Here is a 3,152-nt window from a genome sequence, read left to right as displayed (position 1 = left end):
AATATGCACAATCTTTTTACTGCAGATTTGTTATGTCTCGTTATTAACCATTCGCATGATCCTGACAGTAAAGGGCTACCGATATGTTGCTGCGGTTGTAAGTTGTATCGATATAATGATTTATGTGATTGGACTTAAGCTTGTCCTTGATAACCTGGATAAACCCATAAACCTTTTAGTTTATTGTTTAAGTTATGGAATCGGTATACTTATAGGAATAAAAATCGAAGAATGGCTGGCACTTGGATTCGTCACTGTTCAGGTTACTACAAATGGAAATAATGCAGATATGGCTGCAGGGCTTCGTCAAAAAGGCTACGGTGTAACAGGCTGGCTGGCTGAGGGGTTGGAAGGTGAGAGGTTCATACTTACCATTATAATCGCCAGAAAGCTGCAATCCCGGTTATATCAAGATATATTATTAGCAGACCCGAAAGCTTTTATTGTCAGTTACGAACCAAAGTACTTCAGGGGTGGTTTTTTAAAAAGCAACCGCTACAGGATAAGCTGAATTCTTGTCTACTCTTAGAATACGAGAATTATAAACATGAAAAGAAGCCAGGCTTTTGAGCTTGGCTTCTTTTTATCTCTTGATTCATTTCGTTAATAAACCTTTTACTTAACGAAAGACCTTTTATTTCTTATTTTTAGTATGACTTGCATCACTAAGCGATAGTGACTTCGTTTCTGGAGCCCACGCGTAGGATACGACAGCTCCGATAACAAGTACGCCGGTGATTAAAAGCATGGTAGATTGTACCCCTATATTGGCAATCCCTATTGGAAGCAAGAATGTACCAATCGCCGAACCCAATCGACTTACAGCCGTTGCAAGTCCGACACCAGAAGAACGAATTTCGGTCGGGAAACTTTCAGCAGGAAACACACCAACTAGATTACTAACAGCCGACATAATCAGAGTAAAGACCGCAAAAGAAAGAATCATCGGTACTTTGGCACCGCTAGGTAAAAAGCTAAGAAGAGCGAGTGTAATGATCAATACGATAAAAGAATTGATCAAAAATCCTCTCCGAGAAAATTTAATCGTGAACCAAATACCTAGAAGCGCACCAACGATAAGAAGTCCATTTAATAGTAAATCTGTTCCAAACCCTTCGCTTAGTCCGATTGCTTTCAAAATATCAGGCAGGAACGTGTAAATAGTGAAATAAGGGATAACGAGGCAAACAAAGAATATACAATTGAAAGCAGTACGTTTTCTTAATTCCTTACTAAATAATGTGGCAAAACTGTTTTTTACTTGCATTGGTGCTTCATCATCAAGAACGATATTTGGACCGACATGTTTTTGGACAATGGCAAGAGCTTCTTCTTTTCGCCCTTTATTAATGAGCCATCTAGGTGACTCAGGTGTACCCATTCGGGCGAATAATATAATGACAGCTGGAATGGCTGATGAGGCCAACATCCAGCGCCAAGCATCAGGAGAAGAATCAGTGAATAATATTCCAATCAAGTTTGCTGCTACATAACCAAACGTCCAGATGACGCTAAATGACCCTAATAATACTCCGCGATGTTTACGAGGCGAAAATTCAGCTAGCATCGTATGTCCAACGCTGTAATCGCCGCCAAGCCCGATACCAATCAAAATTCTGCATAAGGCAAGCTCTAAAGGGCTGGTAACAAAAAACTGTAAAACAGATGCAGCCGTTATGACGACAAAACTGAATACAAATATCTTCTGCCTGCCTACATAATCAGATACCCATCCTAAAACGAGGCTGCCAAGGAAAAGACCAATGAGAGCAGAACTTCCAATCAGCCCGACCCAGAAAGGGGATAAATGCATTTGAGGTGTCAGTAATGAAAGGGCAAATCCGATAATTCCTAAAATATATCCGTCAGTGAAATGAGCACCGAATGTCAGACCCGCAATTTTGATATGAAATTTGTTTAAGGGAGCGTCATCTAACTTAATTGTATTTCTATTATTGGTACTTACCATCTTTAAATTTTCCAAAGTAAAACCTCCTCCATAATTTGTTCCGTCTTAAGGATACTTATAGCCTAATTTACATGTATGAAACTGCTTATAGAGGAAAGCGATTTCATTTTTGGTGACACAAGGATTGTTCTTATTGTGAACTTATTGTCCATTATGTGAATGTTGTTTAATTATCATCTATTATTTTAGTTATTGTCAAACTATTTTTTAAATTTGTTGTAGAATCGATTACACACAAAAAAAAAACGAGGATAGCATTGTAAAATGTTATCCTGTTTTTTTTATCCAAATGTTTTTTTAGATTAGTCTAACTGTTCTTCGATCTTTTTTGCTGCTTCCAGCATTCGATTACGTAATGCCAAAGTGGCTTCCTCTGGCAGGCGGAAACTTGGGCCGCCGACCGTAACAAATGCGACTAAATTCTTCTTCTTATCGAAGATAGGAGCTGAAATCGCATTTTCACTTTCATCTAGTTCGCCAATCGCTGTTCCCACCTTTTGAACACGGATATTAAGCAGTTCCTTACGCAGTTCTTCGGGATCTGTAATTGTATACTTGGAATACGATTTAAGCGGCTGCTCTAAAAAAATATCCAACTCCTTCTCGGACAGCAAGCTTAACCATATTTTTCCGTTAGATGTGCAATGTAAAGGTGAAATCGTATTGGAATAGTCTCTTAATCTTACACTATGATCGGTGTCTATTTGATCAATCGTGAGTGTTCCGTCATACTTCGGAACACTAAGCAGGACAGTTTCACCGATTTCTCCTTTTAATTCTTCCAATGTCCGGTAGGCCCTTCGTTTGAGTGACCCATATGGATCACCAGTTTGCGTACTCAAAATATGAATGGCATATCCGAGTTGATACCCCTTTGATACAGGGTCTTTTTCAACAAATCCTTGATTTTCGAGACTTCCGATCAAACGCCAAGCTGTGGTACGGTTCAAATCCGCTTGTTTGGCCAGATCGCCCACCGAAATGGGTGTCGCACTTTCCCCAATCAGCTTTAGGAGCATCAACGCACGGTCAACGGCTTGTACAGAAGAATTATCTTTATTTATCGATTGTTTTGATGTGATTTGATTATTATTTTCCATGTTTTTATTATAACGTAATCAAATCATTAAATGTCAATTCACCCTTTCTGAAAAAATTTTGAAAATTGTATTGATTCCTATTT

3 protein-coding genes are annotated in these 3,152 nt (G+C 38.8%); 1 reads left to right on the top strand and 2 read right to left on the bottom strand.

Annotated features, from left to right (window positions below):
* The first annotated feature begins 1 nt into the window (after position 1).
* On the top strand, positions 2-511 hold the full coding sequence (locus V7659_RS07290; protein WP_335539074.1) for a DUF2179 domain-containing protein: 510 nt from the start codon (positions 2-4) through the stop codon (positions 509-511).
* Positions 512-634: 123 nt separating this feature from the next.
* Here V7659_RS07290 and V7659_RS07285 read toward each other — a convergent pair whose 3' ends face one another.
* The gene (locus V7659_RS07285) at positions 635-1,984 is read right to left on the bottom strand and encodes an MFS transporter (RefSeq protein WP_335539071.1); all 1,350 of its coding nucleotides are present in this window, start codon (positions 1,982-1,984) and stop codon (positions 635-637) included.
* A 287-nt stretch (positions 1,985-2,271) separates the two neighbouring features.
* Positions 2,272-3,069, bottom strand: a complete 798-nt coding sequence (locus V7659_RS07280; RefSeq protein WP_098933439.1) for an IclR family transcriptional regulator — start codon at positions 3,067-3,069, stop codon at positions 2,272-2,274.
* Between the last annotated feature and the right edge of the window lie 83 nt (positions 3,070-3,152).

The organism is Neobacillus drentensis, assembly GCF_036966985.1.
GTDB lineage: Bacteria > Bacillota > Bacilli > Bacillales > Cytobacillaceae > Neobacillus > Neobacillus drentensis_E.
The sequence above is the reverse complement of the archived record's forward strand: the minus strand, read 5'-3'. Positions and strand labels throughout refer to the sequence as shown.